This is a genomic window from Streptomyces sp. NH27 (assembly GCF_056859195.1).
The window spans coordinates 1-255 of sequence record NZ_JACEGK010001138.1 but is presented as its reverse complement, the minus strand read 5'-3'; the positions used below and the strand labels follow the sequence as shown (position 1 = coordinate 255).

Sequence of the window (255 nt, the reverse complement as noted above, 5' to 3'; positions counted from 1 at the left end):
CTTGCTTGAAGCCCTTGTCGCGGTCGTCGATGGAGCTGACGCCGGGTTTGATGTGGACGAACACCACGTCGCCGCCGTTGGGTGCCTGCTTGATCAGTTCCTGGGCGCCGAGTTTGCCGCCGTCGACGGAGCTGGCCGCGATGGAGGTGAAGATCTTCTTGGAGTTGACGTCGTTGCCGGTCGTCATGACCGGGATGCCCTGGGCGATGGCGGCTTCGATGGGGCCGGCCAGCGCGTTCGCGTCGGTCGGGTCGA

1 protein-coding gene is annotated in these 255 nt (G+C 65.5%); it reads right to left on the bottom strand.

Features of this window, described 5'->3' with window-relative positions:
* Window positions 1-255 (bottom strand): sugar ABC transporter substrate-binding protein (locus AC13HU_RS38400; protein ID WP_483046609.1); only part of this gene is annotated, 255 nt, incomplete at both ends.